The sequence below is a fragment of the Lysinibacillus sp. JK80 genome, assembly GCF_027557635.1.
Lineage (GTDB): Bacteria > Bacillota > Bacilli > Bacillales_A > Planococcaceae > Lysinibacillus > Lysinibacillus capsici.
Map to the genome: position 1 here is coordinate 3,481,105 of NZ_CP058997.1, position 12,991 is coordinate 3,494,095.

The 12,991-nt window shown below is 39.0% G+C and carries 13 protein-coding genes; 3 read left to right on the forward strand and 10 right to left on the reverse strand.

Annotated features, from left to right (window positions below):
* Positions 1-65: 65 nt before the first annotated feature.
* From menB to HXV90_RS17410, 4 genes are all read right to left on the reverse strand, one after another.
* A complete protein-coding gene (menB, locus tag HXV90_RS17395) occupies positions 66-884 on the reverse strand; it encodes a 1,4-dihydroxy-2-naphthoyl-CoA synthase (protein WP_004225917.1) in 819 nt (272 codons plus the stop codon).
* A 63-nt stretch (positions 885-947) separates the two neighbouring features.
* Positions 948-1,757, reverse strand: a complete 810-nt coding sequence (gene menH / locus HXV90_RS17400; RefSeq protein ID WP_269897676.1) for a 2-succinyl-6-hydroxy-2,4-cyclohexadiene-1-carboxylate synthase — start codon at positions 1,755-1,757, stop codon at positions 948-950.
* Positions 1,754-3,469, reverse strand: a complete 1,716-nt coding sequence (gene menD / locus HXV90_RS17405; protein WP_269897677.1) for a 2-succinyl-5-enolpyruvyl-6-hydroxy-3-cyclohexene-1-carboxylic-acid synthase — start codon at positions 3,467-3,469, stop codon at positions 1,754-1,756. Before menD ends, menH begins: the two co-directional genes overlap by 4 nt.
* Complete coding sequence (locus HXV90_RS17410; RefSeq protein ID WP_066038112.1) at positions 3,462-4,847, reverse strand: isochorismate synthase; 1,386 nt, start codon at positions 4,845-4,847, stop codon at positions 3,462-3,464. The genes menD and HXV90_RS17410 overlap by 8 nt, the downstream gene beginning before the upstream one ends.
* Before the next feature lie 247 nt (positions 4,848-5,094).
* Between HXV90_RS17410 and HXV90_RS17415 the strand changes: the two genes are divergently transcribed.
* Positions 5,095-6,015 (forward strand): 1,4-dihydroxy-2-naphthoate polyprenyltransferase, encoded by a 921-nt coding sequence (locus HXV90_RS17415; RefSeq protein ID WP_054549900.1) that lies wholly within the window; start codon positions 5,095-5,097, stop codon positions 6,013-6,015.
* 12 nt (positions 6,016-6,027) lie between these two features.
* Here the strand turns inward: HXV90_RS17415 and HXV90_RS17420 are convergent, their stop codons facing one another.
* The 6 genes from HXV90_RS17420 to HXV90_RS17445 form a co-directional block, all read right to left on the reverse strand.
* A complete protein-coding gene (locus HXV90_RS17420; RefSeq protein WP_066038114.1) occupies positions 6,028-6,954 on the reverse strand; it encodes a dipeptidase in 927 nt (308 codons plus the stop codon).
* A 47-nt stretch (positions 6,955-7,001) separates the two neighbouring features.
* The gene (locus tag HXV90_RS17425) at positions 7,002-7,451 is read right to left on the reverse strand and encodes a TraR/DksA C4-type zinc finger protein (RefSeq protein ID WP_131521250.1); all 450 of its coding nucleotides are present in this window, start codon (positions 7,449-7,451) and stop codon (positions 7,002-7,004) included.
* A 75-nt stretch (positions 7,452-7,526) separates the two neighbouring features.
* On the reverse strand, positions 7,527-8,288 hold the full coding sequence (locus HXV90_RS17430; protein WP_103118696.1) for a MerR family transcriptional regulator: 762 nt from the start codon (positions 8,286-8,288) through the stop codon (positions 7,527-7,529).
* 142 nt (positions 8,289-8,430) lie between these two features.
* Positions 8,431-9,048 (reverse strand): diaminopropionate ammonia-lyase, encoded by a 618-nt coding sequence (locus HXV90_RS17435; RefSeq protein ID WP_269897678.1) that lies wholly within the window; start codon positions 9,046-9,048, stop codon positions 8,431-8,433.
* Entirely contained in the window at positions 9,032-9,646 is a 615-nt protein-coding gene (locus HXV90_RS17440) for a pyridoxal-phosphate dependent enzyme (RefSeq protein ID WP_269897679.1), read from the reverse strand. Before HXV90_RS17440 ends, HXV90_RS17435 begins: the two co-directional genes overlap by 17 nt.
* Positions 9,647-9,781: 135 nt before the next feature.
* The gene (locus HXV90_RS17445) at positions 9,782-10,777 is read right to left on the reverse strand and encodes an ABC transporter substrate-binding protein (RefSeq protein ID WP_048391036.1); all 996 of its coding nucleotides are present in this window, start codon (positions 10,775-10,777) and stop codon (positions 9,782-9,784) included.
* A gap of 144 nt (positions 10,778-10,921) precedes the next feature.
* Between HXV90_RS17445 and HXV90_RS17450 the strand changes: the two genes are divergently transcribed.
* Positions 10,922-11,923, forward strand: a complete 1,002-nt coding sequence (locus HXV90_RS17450) for a FecCD family ABC transporter permease (protein WP_269897680.1) — start codon at positions 10,922-10,924, stop codon at positions 11,921-11,923.
* Entirely contained in the window at positions 11,923-12,978 is a 1,056-nt protein-coding gene (locus HXV90_RS17455; RefSeq protein WP_269897681.1) for a FecCD family ABC transporter permease, read from the forward strand. Before HXV90_RS17450 ends, HXV90_RS17455 begins: the two co-directional genes overlap by 1 nt.
* Positions 12,979-12,991 lie beyond the last annotated feature (13 nt).

Below are 12,991 nucleotides of genomic sequence, written 5' to 3' on the forward strand. Positions count from 1 at the left end.
AATCTGTTTAAGACATATAAAAAGCTCGTATCTCCAAAAGATACGAGCTTTAAACCCCATACTAATCAAGGGAATCTTGGGAATTGACCGAAATCTGGTTGACGTTTTTCTTTGAATGCATCGCGGCCTTCTTTTGCTTCATCAGTTGTGTAGTAAAGAAGTGTAGCATCTCCAGCCATTTGTTGAAGACCTGCTAAACCATCTGTATCTGCATTCATCGCTGCTTTTAAGAAGCGTAGTGCAGTTGGTGACATTTGAAGCATTTCTTCACACCATTGAACTGTCTCATCTTCCAATTGCGCATAAGGCACAACTGTATTGACTAAGCCCATATCAAGTGCTTGTTGTGCATCGTACTGACGGCATAGGTACCAAATTTCGCGTGCCTTTTTATGACCAATAATACGAGCAAGATAGCCTGAGCCATAACCAGCATCGAATGAACCCACTTTTGGTCCAGTTTGTCCAAAGCGAGCATTGTCAGCTGCAATTGTTAAGTCACAGACAACATGTAAAACGTGACCTCCACCAATTGCGTAGCCAGCTACCATTGCTACTACTGGTTTTGGAATTACACGGATTAAACGTTGTAAATCAAGAACGTTTAGACGTGGAATTTCATCTTCTCCTACGTAGCCACCGTGACCGCGAACTTTTTGGTCTCCGCCTGAGCAGAAAGCATGTTCACCTTCACCAGTTAGAATAATAACACCGATATTTTTATCATCGCGTGCACGTGAGAATGCGTCAATCATTTCCATTACCGTTTTTGGGCGGAATGCATTACGCACTTCTGGACGGTTAATCGTAATTTTTGCGATACCGTTATAGAACTCATACTTAATATCTTCATAAGTATGTAATGTTGTCCATTGACGTGTCATTGAATTGCCTCCTATATCATTATATTCGTCTCGTTTCTAGCGAGGCGCTAACGTAATCGTATATTACGTTAAATACTCCTCTACTATTGTAGCAAACTCAGCGGGATTTTCCACATGAATTGCATGTCCAGCGTCATTTACTGTTAAATGCTTAACAGTATTTAATAGCGCTTTCATTTCTAGTGCAATTTTACAAAATTTCTCATCCAATGAACCTGTAATTAACAGGACAGGTATTTCTAGTTGCGACAATCTATCCCAATTTGAAGGTTGGACGCCTGTCCCGATACCTCTCAAGCTACCAGCAAGTCCCTCTTCCTTCTGTGAAAGTCGCTCTTCTCGAATAGTTTCTCTTACAGTTTCAGGTAGACGTTGCTGTGAAGCAAAAAGCGGTATGCTTTCCCAAGCATTGACAAAGGACAGTAAACCATTCGTCATTATTTTTTGCGCTAGTGCTTCATCTCGCTTACAACGTTCATTTTGCTCTTCCATTGTTCGCAAACCAGGAGATGCACTTTCTAAAATGAGCTGATGTATACGAGCTGGATACGAAATGGCATAAGATAAAGCGATTCTTCCACCCATTGAATAGCCCAACAGCGTAAATTTCTCTAAATGAAGCTGGCAAAATAGTTCTTCTAAATCCTGTAATTGCTCCTCCATAGAAAAACGCTGTACGTGCTGTGGAATAGCTGTTTGACCATGTCCGATTAAATCAACGGCAATAACACGCACATGAGGTAGAGCTTGTGCTAGATTATGCCATGTTGCTGAGCTACCAGTAAATCCATGTAAGGCAACGACTGTATATTCACCGTTTTCATTCCATATATCTACATGGGTTTCAAGACCACGAATCATCCACTTTGTCATGCTTTTAACTCCGCATTAATTCGATTCCATAAACCTCGATGTGCATTCACATTCTCGGTTCTATCTGTAAATATTTCAACTAATCGTAAAGAATGGTTTTTACATGTTGAAAATTTCTCAGAAAGCTCCGATATTGTTTCGACACGTACATAGTCCATATCATACATATGTGCAATGTCACGGAATTCAAGGGCTGTTGGTGTGCCAAATAAATCCTCATAGTGATCTTCAACAGTTGACTGTGGTAAATAGGAAAAAATACCACCGCCATCATTATTCATCACAATAATCGTTAAGTTACATTCCTGATATCTGGAAGCAATGAGTCCATTCACATCATGTAAAAAGGCTAAATCACCAATCAGTAAATAACTTTCTCGATTATTTCCCTGACTGAAACCGATTGCTGTTGATACGACACCATCAATCCCGTTCGTTCCTCGATTGGCAAAAACACGTAAATCTTTCGGTGTAGCCAATAAAAATGTATCAATATCCCGTACTGGCATACTACTGCTAACGAAAATATCACTACCGTCAGGAATCATTTTGATTAAACGACTGACTATAGCCCCTTCATCTTTTTCTACCTCTGCGTATTGTTCAATAAACATAGAAGCAAGCTGATTTGCTTTTTGCCATTCGGCTAAGTATGTTTCCTCGATAGCCGTTTCAGTGATAGCTAATTCTGTTAGCCACTGATCGACATTCGCATGAATAAAATGCGTAGATACGCCTGTAGCATCTCTAAACATAGGGTCTTCATCGATAATCACATACGCATTTGGGCGTGACTTTGTAATAAATTGCATTATAAACTTCGAAACTGGTTGTGCCCCTATTCGGATTACTGTATCTGGTTGTACCAGTGCTTTGAAGTCATCACTCTTCATAATGGCATCATAGGTTGTCACGATAAATGGTAAACAATCCTCTGGTACGGATGTACGCATATTCGATAAACTTTCAACAATGACAGGCCACTTCAGCTGACGTACAAATTCCCAAACTATGGATAATTCTGTACCAAGAGCTAACTCACCAATGATCATAAAACCTCTTTTAGTTGATTGTATAATAGAGGATAGTACCTGTTGATCCACGCGTGTTGGGGTTAATTGTCCCATACTGCTGTGCTTAAACGTCACTGCTGGTAGCTCCTGCTGTAAATCAATTAATAGTGGTTCACGGAAAGGTACATTAATATGGACTGGTCCAAAAGGTGCGCTCGTGGCAATGGCTACCGCACGAGCAAGATGACGCTCAATAAAAGGCAATGTTGGTTCAGCACCATCTGCTAACGGAAAATCAACACTCCACTTTACATGTGAACCATATAAATTGGGTTGGTTGATAGCCTGTGGAGCGCCTACCTCACGTAATTCATGTGGGCGATCAGCTGTTATAATGATTAATGGTACACGTGCATAGCTTGCCTCCACAATCGCAGGAAAATAGTTAGCTGCTGCTGTACCAGATGTACATAAAAGAACCACAGGCTTAGTAGTTGCCTTAGCAAGCCCTAGCGCAAAGAATGCTGCTGAGCGCTCGTCTACCTGCCGATACATTTTTACTTGTTTAGTAGAAGCAACCGCATAAGCAAGCGGTGTTGAACGTGAGCCTGGACTAACGACAACATTTTCTACACCAGCTTGCACTAGCGATGCGACCATTTTATAAACATAATCTGTTAGTATTTTTCGTTCACTCATGTAATTGTCCCCCTAGCGCACGAAGCATTGGACGGAATTTTACTAATGTTTCTTCATATTCAGATTGCGGTTCTGAATCTGCGACGATTCCACCGCCTGCATATAAATAAGCTTTATCATTTAGTAAGGCTGCTGAACGTATGGCAACTGCAAATTCACCGTTACCCTCTGCATCTAGCCAGCCTATTGGCGCAGCATACAGTCCCCGATTCATCGGCTCATATTTCCGGATGGCTGCCAATGCTTCTTTGCGTGGTACACCACCTAAAGCGGGTGTTGGATGTAATGATTTAGTCAATTGTAAGATTGTTGCATCCTGATTTAACTGACCTTCAACAGGCGTATACAGATGTTGAATATCTCGTATTTTTAACAAGCGTGGTCTATCTGGCACCGTCATGTCCACACAATTTTTACGGAATGTTTCCGCAATCATATCCACAACATACTGATGTTCTCCGCCATTTTTAGGGTCATTTAATAAACTTTGTCCAAAAGCCTCATCTTCCTCTGCAGTCTTACCTCGTTTAATTGAGCCAGCAACACAAGAAGAAAATGCTCGACCATCTTCTACTTTCACAAGTCGTTCAGGTGATGCTCCGAAAAATAATAAATGTCTATGCTCTAAACCAAATAAATAGCTTTCTGGTTGTTCATGAATAATTTGAGAAAGTACTTGTGGTGCGGATACATACTCTTTAAATTGCAAAGCAAGTGATCGTGCAATGACCACTTTATCTGCCTTTTTCTGTTTAATTAATGCTGTCACTTGATCGATTGAGGCTAAATAAGGCTCTTTATATGGTTCAAAATAACTTATGATTTCAGGTTTTGTATACGTTTTCACTTCTTTAACCTGAGCTGCATGGATTAAATGATCGCGCTCTTTTCTTAGCGCTTCGAACTGATCCTCAGCCTGTTGGTCTTGTGTCAAAAGGTGAATACTTACGTATGCTTTATCATCGCGTATCACCAGTTGAAACGTTGCTAATGCAAAATAAGCCTCTGGGAAATCCGTCCATTCCCCGTCTACATTATTTTGAGGATCAAATGTAAAACCGCCAAACAAAATTGGTTGTAACGCTTGTTGACCTTTTGGACAGTTTTTCGTTATGTTTTTCCATTCCGCTTCAACTGCATCAAAGCGGTTTTCTTTAGCGTTGTTTTGAATAGTATGAGCATGTCCTAGCCCAACTAATGTCATTGTTTTTTCTCTATTTTGCCAATAAAATCGTTCACCTTTATAACATTCCTCGCCAGCTGCATAGAACGCCAGTGCAGATAGGCGACTTACTTCAATTGTTTCCATATAAAAATGAAGGCTTTGGCCCAAAGAGTCCACTTCTACTTCTGTGGCTTGGTACCACTTCTGTTGCATGAAAATTACCTCCGTTGTTGCAATGTACATAATGAATGATGGTTAAATAACACATCATATTTTAGTTGGCAACACGTTATTCGTACTGTTGCTAATTGTTCTTTTTTATTTTCAGTTCATAAATGCATGTTCTATTGTATCACTTTTTTTCATTAAACAGTATGTAATAAGCTGTGAACCTACCCATTTTCTCAATCTTCGTTTAAAATAAGAAGAGTCGACAACATTTGAAGGAGAGAAAGACCTTATGACCAAAGTCATTGAAGCTGATAGGGGTTTTAAAGTGTGGTGGCATTTAACACGTCCACATACTTTAACCGCTTCATTTGTTCCTGTATTCCTAGGAACAGCAATTGCCTTAGCAATTGAAAAAGAAACAATTGATTTTGGACTATTTTTTGCTATGCTCATTGCAAGTATGCTTATACAAGCAGCAACGAATATGTTCAATGAATATTATGATTACAAATTAGGATTAGATAACGAGCATTCCGTCGGGATTGGCGGAACGATTGTCCGTCATGGTGTACAGCCAAAAACAATTATGATGATTGCATTAAGCTTTTATGCTATTGCCATGCTTCTTGGCATTTACATATGTGCCTCAACATCTTGGTGGTTAGCTGTTGTCGGACTTGTTTGTATGCTTATTGGCTTTTTATATACAGGTGGACCATACCCAATCGCCTATTCGCCATTTGGTGAAATTGTTTCTGGCGCAGTAATGGGTATGGGCATTGTATTAATTGCCTTCTATATTCAAGCGCTTACAGTAACACTAGATGCTGTCTTGCTCTCTGTACCAAGCATGATTTTAGTCGGTGCCATTATGCTATCGAACAATATACGTGATATTGTTGGCGATACAGAAGGCGGACGAAAAACTTTAGCTATTTTGGTAGGACGTGATAATGCAATTTCCGTGTTATCAGGCTTTTTTATCGTCTCTTATTTATGGGTGATTGCTCTTGTAGCAGTTGATGGTATTACTTTTTGGGCATTAATCATCTTCCTAAGTGTTCCAAAACCATTACGTGCCATTCAAATTTTCCGAGACAAAAAAGAAGCCAAAGAGGTAATGCCTGCGATGAAATATACAGCGCAAACAAATACATTCTTCGGCTTCCTATTAGGAATCGGTTTATTAATTCATTATTTCTTTTATTAAGATGCGGCAGCCTTAACGGGTTGCTGCTTTTTTTACATAGCGTCGGAAATTTTGGCTTGCAATACCATACACTTCTTCATCTGAAAAGCGTGTACGTAATGCCTCTAGTAAATTTTGTGCCTCTCCTGCATGGGCTAAGCCACTGACAGTCCTATCAATCCCATCAAAATCGGAGCCTAATCCAATATGCTCCACACCTACCAGTTTAGCTAAATGCTCCACATGCCCCACTAAATGGTCTAGTGTTGCACCTTTGCCTATAAAGAGTGGGAAATAAACTACATGGATATGTCCTCCCGCCTCAACAAGTGCCTTTGCCTGGGCATCAGTTAAGTTACGCGGGTGATCACATAGTGCACGTGCATTACTATGGCTTGCAATAATATGCTTTGCAAGCGGCAAGACATCCCAAAAGCTTTGCTCATTTAGATGGGACACATCAATAATAATATCGCGTTCATTTAATAATTGTATAACTTCTTTACCAAATGGCTTTAAACCAAGAGTTGCATCCTGTTCAGCACCATGGGCCACTGCATTTTCTTCATTCCATGTTAAACCTACCAACTTCACCCCTGCATCCAGTACAGCTGTCAGTTTTGTTAAATCTTCGCCAATGGCACTACAGCCCTCTAAGCTTAAAATGGCTCCTATTTCGTGTGGAGCTAATTGATCTAACTGTGCCCAATCTGTAATATGCACCATGCCCTCTGTTTGTAATACGTGAGTATGGAATGCTTCGATTTGGCGCATGACCTCAAGAAATTGCAAATTTTGTGGGATTTTTGGGTCAATAAAGATAGCGAACACTTGCGCCTCTACTTGCCCTAATTGCAATCTTTTTTGATTAGCATGTATTCGTACATCCTCAGCAAAATTAGCCGTTTCAAGAGTAGTTAACTTTAAAAGCGCATCACAATGTAAATCAATAATCTTCATATCCTCACCTCTACAGTTATTATACTGCTTCTGCGAGGAAAAACTTACTAAATTTTATCCTGTGGTGTATCAGAAGAGCCGAATTCCTCCAGCTCAATAAAATCATCTGATTTTGGTGTCGAAGAAAGAACATCTTCTTCCACTGGTCGTAAATTGTCTTCTTTCTTTTCTGCATGTTCCACACATGTCAGAGCTTGCGGCATTGCCTCTAAGCGACCAATTGGAATTTCTTTACCACAGACTGTACAATTGCCATATGTACCGTCTGCCATTGCTTGAAGAGCTTCTTTTATTTCTTCAGCATTATCACCACGATGCTCATCAATAGCCATTTCTGTAAGCTGATCCGTTAAATCACTTGCATTATCAGCTGGATGATTATCATAATTCGATAATTCTGTCGCTTGAGGTCGCTCTGATTCTTCTATTCGTTGTTCTATTTCTTGTAATTCTTGCTCTAGTTGTCTTTTTAATTGTTGCATTACTTGTTGATCCACAATAATCTCCTCCTCATGCTTTCATTTTTTCCTGTTTTACGATTTCTAAAACATGTCAGCATAAGGAAGACCTATTTACTTACTTGTATAAGCTATAATGGCGTCATGCAAAAATTTTGCTGCTCCTGTTTCACCACGCTCATCATAATAAGCGGTAAAGCGTTCATCAGCAATATACATTTGTGCCAGCCCTGCATGTGCCTCTTTGGAATACTCTTTCCACGTAAAGTTGAGCCAGCGTTTATGCAACTCTGCAACTTCCATCGCAATGTCACTTGTTGTATCTCCAAGTTTCATTGCCTCTGCTAAACGTTCAAACATTTGCTGTTCTAGCTGTTGCATCGCTTGATATTGTTGCTCCGTCATGTTCATAAGCTTAGCATTGGATGCATCCACTGTTTCATTCCCATATTTCTCACGGATTTCTTTGCCGTACTGCTTTTCGTTATTCTCAATTAACTTTTCTTTAAAGCCTTTAAATTTTTCTTCATTAGACATTGGTTGTTCCTCCTCAATGGATTGTATTGTTTTTTCTACTGTCTGTAAGATCGTTTCCAACTGCTCTTTGCGTTGAAGCAAGGCAGCTCTATGTGTTTTGAGCGCCTCAGCATGCTGAAAATTTGGTGCTTGAATAATAGCCTGAATTGTCGCTAATTTCATATCCAAAGCACGGTAAAATAAAATCTGCTGCAACATATCGACCTCCCATTGGCCATAAAATCGATAACCTGCCTCATTGGTTCTTGCTGGTTTCAGCAATCCAATTTCATCATAATAACGCAATGTTCTTGTACTAACACCTGATAGTTGAGCAAGCTCCTGAATGGTATATTCCATCTCATCACCTCCACTAATGCTACTGTAAGCTTTGACGCAACGTTAAGGTCAAGAGTTAAAATAAAAAAATTTAATTAAACTTAATTATACTTTCAAATCCTTTTACAAAAGGAAAATAGCAAACTAGTAAATCACTAGTTTGCTATTGATTCGCATATTTCCCATGCCATACTATTTCTCGATAACTCTCTTTATCTGTATCACCCTCTGTATTAATAAACAGCACCCTTGCCTGTTCATTTAGGTGCAAGGCATGTTTTAATTCCTTATATTGTTCATTAGTCATTATTTCATAAAAGCAACCAAATGGCGCCGCTCCTGATTCACCAGCTATAATGCGAGTGTCTGTAGCTAAAGGATTTCCTAGAACGCGCATACCTGTTGCTGCTATTTCTTCCTCACAGGAGATACTTATTTTTGTGTAGGCTTTTAAGATTTGCCAAGCCTGTGGATTCGGTTCACCACAAGCAAGACCTGCCATTATAGTTTGCATCTCCCCACCAACAGTGACAAATTGATCTGTATTTTTCTTAAAGCTTTCATAATAGCAATTAGCGACATGTGGCTCAACCAAGACAAATGTAATATCCTGCTCATAGTATTGCTGTAAAAATGCTACTACTGCTCCGGCAAAGGACCCAACACCAGCTTGCAAAAATACATGTGTTGGGGCTTGCTGAATCTGTTCAACAATTTCCTGTACAAGGGTTGTGTACCCCTGCATAATCCATAATGGAATTTCATCATAGCCTTGCCACATATGTATCCTGAATCAAAACCCAACCATTTTCTAGTGCAAGCTGTGAGGTATAACGAACAGTATCGTCATAATTCATTGTCGTAATTTCAGCAAAAGCCCCTTCACTTTTAATATGCAGTAACCGCTCAGCGGCGCTACCAGCTGGCATATATATTCTTGCTTGAAAACCCAGTTCTCTTGCAGCCCATGCCACACCACGACCATGATTTCCATCTGTCGTTGAAATAAATGTTAGATTGCCTACTTGCGCTCTTACTTCTGGAGTTTTTAACTGTTCAAACGATAGCTCCTCTATATTCCTTCCAAGCTTATTGGCAACATATTGCGCAATTGCATAAATACCTCCTAAAACTTTAAAGGCATTTAAACCAAATCGATAAGATTCATTCTTAACCATAATTTTTTCTACACCCATATATGAAGATAGTGCCTCAAGATGATGGAGTGGTGTCTTCTCAAATTGCTCATATGTACGCTGAAATTGACCAACCTTCCTCACTTGATCTAGTGAAAAATATGGAAGTATTGCTGTTGCTTGTTTTATATGATCTTGCTCTAAATAATGCTGATTATAAACCCACCTTAATTTTTCCTTCATCGCCATCCCCCTCAATTTATGGTCAATATCTACATCATAGTCTATCTAACTTACAAGTACCAGGAGAGTATATATTAGGAAGTAAAAAAACTATACATTTATCGAACATCGATAAATGCATAGTTTATAAGAAAATTATTTAACAAAGATTTCTTTCACTTGATCTAGCATAATATTCGCAGCTAAAATGCCTCCAGCCGTATTCCAAATGACATCATCCACCTTATGTGCATTGCCTTTTTGGACTGCTGTTAAGTTTTTCCAAAGCGGGTCTTGTGTCCACTCTTGTTCAGTTGCTAGTGCTGAATCATCGCCTGTTGGCATGTACGTGAAGTAGAAAATAACATCCCCATCCATTTGAGGGATCGCTTCTTTCCCTACTTCAATCGCTAAGTTTCCTAGTTTAGCATTATCTTTAAATAAATCTGCTTGCGCTGCAACACGTTTAAATCCTAAAGCATCAAAAATCACACCTGAGAATGAATCTGTGTAATAGATACGAGATTTATCGGCCATAAAGCGTACAAACGAAACTTCTTGGTTGGTTTGTTCTCCAAGTTCTTCTTTCAGAGCTTGTAACTTATCTTCGTAAGCTTTTAGAACTTCTTCACCTTTTGTTTCTTGATTTACTGCTTTAGCGTATAATTTAAAATTCTCTTTCCAGTCACCACGTAATGTATCAGAAAACACAGTTGGAGCAATTTTGCTAAGTTTAGCATAATCTTTTTCTTGTCGTAATTTATTGCCAATGATTAAATCTGGCTTTAAAGAAGCAATTTTTTCGATATTTATTTCATGTTCAATACCGACAACCTCTACACCTTCCATTTGATCCTTGATGTGATCATACCATGGATCGCCTGTCCAAGATTGAACAGCACCTACTGGTTTAATACCTAGAGCTAATAATGCTTCTGTTCCTTCATTAGTTAAAACAACGATACGTTTTGGTGTGTCTTTTACTTCAGTTGTCCCCATTGCATGGTCAACACTGTAAGCATTGCTTTCTTTTGTACTTTCTTCTTTGGCATTATCTTTAGAAGTACCGCATGCTGCCAGAACAAAAATAGCAACCACAGCTAGTAAAACTAATAGTTTTTGAAAAGCTTTTTGCACCTTTTCTTCCTCCATTGTATATGATAAAATATTTAAGCATATTTGACGAGAATGAAAATCACTTTCATCTGTCTAAGAACGATATTAATCGTATTGTATGTAACTATCAATGTCAATAACTAATTTAATAATTTTCCAAGAAAAGAGTACACGTTAAATATGATATTAAAAAATAATTATTCTAAAATGATTGCTTTACTAGTAGGAGTCATACTATTACTTCTTTCTATGGGGATCAGTATTGTGTATGGTTATACAAATACTTCTATTCAAACTACGTATGAATCTTTTAGACAATTTAACAATTCAAATGAGCATCTTATTATTCAAAATGTTCGAATTCCAAGAGCTCTTATTGCCAGTTGCGTTGGTGCTTCATTAGCTATTACAGGCGTGCTTATGCAGACCTTAACGAAAAATCCATTAGCCTCTCCTGGAATTTTGGGCATTAATGCAGGAGCAGGCTTTGCTGTTGTCTTTGCCATGATTTTTTTCCACATTTCAAGCTTGCAATCTTTTGCGTGGATTGCATTTCTTGGTGCAGCAATCGCTGCTTTATCCGTTTATGGAATTAGTTTCTCAGGTAGAGATGCTGTTACTCCAGTGAAAATAACTTTAGCTGGTGCTGCCATCAGTGCCCTATTTGCATCATTTACGCAAGGTTTACTCGCTACAAATGAAGCAGAGCTTGATCAAGTTTTGTTTTGGTTAGCAGGTTCTGTACAAGGTAGAAAACTTGAAATTCTACTATCTGTTCTACCGTATCTAGTAATTGGGTGGATTGCTGCCCTCATCATTTCCCCCAAAATGAATATTCTCGCTCTTGGCGATGATGTAGCAAGAGGTCTTGGTTTACGTTTAGGACTTATGAAGATATTGGTCGGTCTTATTGTTATTTTTTTAGCAGGGGGAGCAGTTGCAATTGCTGGCCCCATTGGTTTTATAGGGATTGTCGTTCCCCATTTTGCGCGCAAGTTTGTCGGCACTGATCATCGATGGCTTATTCCTATGGCTGCTTTACTTGGGGGGATACTTTTATTGCTGGCTGATGTTGCGGCTCGTTATATTATCATGCCACAAGAAGTTCCAGTAGGCGTCATGACTGCTATGATTGGCACACCATTCTTTATTTACCTTGCGCGAAAAGGTGGAAAAAAATAATGAAACATGTAAAAACAATTCGTTTACTTCAACAAAAAATTTCATTTTTAATAGATGTACAAGCTATAAAAAAATCAACAGTGATTTGCATACTAACTCTTGCCGTGTTCTTTCTTAGTGCATCATTTGGTGATTCATTCATCAATCCATTTAAAGTTTTACAAGCTTTTTTTGGTTACGGCTCAGATTTTGATCAACTGATTATTATTGATTTTCGAATGCCTCGAATTTTCATGGCCTTGTTTGCTGGAATGGCGTTAGCCGTCGCAGGTGCAGTTTTACAAGGAATCATTAAAAATCCACTTGCCTCACCTGATATAATCGGCATATCTGCTGGTGGTGGGGCAGCGGTTGTTGGTTTCTTAGCCATTTTCAGTGATTCTAATCACTCTTTAACAGTTAGTATAGAGTGGTTGCCATTAGCAGGATTCATAGGGGCTACTATCGTCGGATGTATAGTCTACCTATTTGCTTGGAAAGATGGTGTCACACCAAATCGTCTTGTCTTAATCGGTATTAGCGTGTCGGCATTCATGCAAGCAATTACTACAATGTTAATGATTATCGGCCCAATTTATCAAGCAAGTGAAGCGAATAAATGGATTACGGGTAGTGTCAAAAGTTCGGATTGGGATCAAGTACAAATCGTTGTTCCATTGATTATTGTACTTCTACTTATCACCTTTTTTATTACTCGGCAGTTAAATGTTCAAGAATTAGGTGATGATACAGCATCAAGCCTAGGGCAACCTGTTCAAAAAACACGCCTTTACTTAATTCTATTATGTTCCAGTTTAGTAGCGAGTGCCATAGCATTTGCTGGTGCTATTGGGTTTGTAGGATTAATGGCTCCTCATATTGCACGACGCATTGTTGGTTCATCGTTCGGTGTACTTATTCCAGCATCCGCTGCAATTGGTGCATTGCTTGTAATGGTTGCAGATATTATAGGTCGTACAGCATTTAGCCCATTAGAAGTACCCGCAGGCGTCTTTACTGCTGCTATCGGTGCTCCTTACTTTATTTATTTATTATTTAGAAACCCTAAAAAATAAAGGAGTCTATACT

Coding starts and splice junctions, on each gene's coding strand:
- HXV90_RS17410 (WP_066038112.1), bottom strand. CDS start 4,847: ATGCAACAGAAGTGGTACCAAGCCACAGAAGTAGAAGTGGACTCTTTG.
- HXV90_RS17440 (WP_269897679.1), bottom strand. CDS start 9,646: ATGAAGGAAAAATTAAGGTGGGTTTATAATCAGCATTATTTAGAGCAA.
- menD (WP_269897677.1), bottom strand. CDS start 3,469: ATGAGTGAACGAAAAATACTAACAGATTATGTTTATAAAATGGTCGCA.
- HXV90_RS17435 (WP_269897678.1), bottom strand. CDS start 9,048: ATGTGGCAAGGCTATGATGAAATTCCATTATGGATTATGCAGGGGTAC.
- menB (WP_004225917.1), bottom strand. CDS start 884: ATGACACGTCAATGGACAACATTACATACTTATGAAGATATTAAGTAT.
- HXV90_RS17445 (WP_048391036.1), bottom strand. CDS start 10,777: ATGGAGGAAGAAAAGGTGCAAAAAGCTTTTCAAAAACTATTAGTTTTA.
- HXV90_RS17420 (WP_066038114.1), bottom strand. CDS start 6,954: ATGAAGATTATTGATTTACATTGTGATGCGCTTTTAAAGTTAACTACT.
- menH (WP_269897676.1), bottom strand. CDS start 1,757: ATGACAAAGTGGATGATTCGTGGTCTTGAAACCCATGTAGATATATGG.
- HXV90_RS17450 (WP_269897680.1), top strand. CDS start 10,922: ATGATATTAAAAAATAATTATTCTAAAATGATTGCTTTACTAGTAGGA.
- HXV90_RS17430 (WP_103118696.1), bottom strand. CDS start 8,288: ATGGAATATACCATTCAGGAGCTTGCTCAACTATCAGGTGTTAGTACA.
- HXV90_RS17415 (WP_054549900.1), top strand. CDS start 5,095: ATGACCAAAGTCATTGAAGCTGATAGGGGTTTTAAAGTGTGGTGGCAT.
- HXV90_RS17455 (WP_269897681.1), top strand. CDS start 11,923: ATGAAACATGTAAAAACAATTCGTTTACTTCAACAAAAAATTTCATTT.